The organism is Cereibacter sp. Soil_C_27 (genome assembly GCF_057657095.1).
The window spans coordinates 1-287 of the sequence record NZ_JBDGJD010000037.1; the positions used below are offsets into that span (position 1 = coordinate 1).

Here is a 287-nt window from a genome sequence, read left to right on the forward strand (position 1 = left end):
TGTCGGTCGCCATCGCTGACCGCCTTCAGCTTGCGGCGCACGGCGTTCATCGCCGCCGGCAGCACCCAGTCGCGGAACGGCGCTCCATTGCGCAGCGCCCCAGGTTTGCGCGCCAGAACAGGCACATAGTGCCAGGGGTCATAGACTGTCTGGCCGCGCCCGAAGACCCGAGCATGCTCGCCAACGATCACACCGTCTTGCCGGATGACGATGCGCTCGGCATAGGCGCGGACCTCGACAGGGCGTCCGACAGCCGTCGAGAGCACCGAGTATTTATTGTTGTCGAA

Annotated in this window: 1 protein-coding gene; it reads right to left on the minus strand. The window is 65.2% G+C overall.

Annotation, left to right across the window (positions count from 1 at the left end; all coding sequences use genetic code 11):
- Window positions 1-287: Mu transposase domain-containing protein (locus tag AC3A5Z_RS24190; protein WP_487521813.1), on the minus strand; the 287-nt coding region annotated here is incomplete at both ends.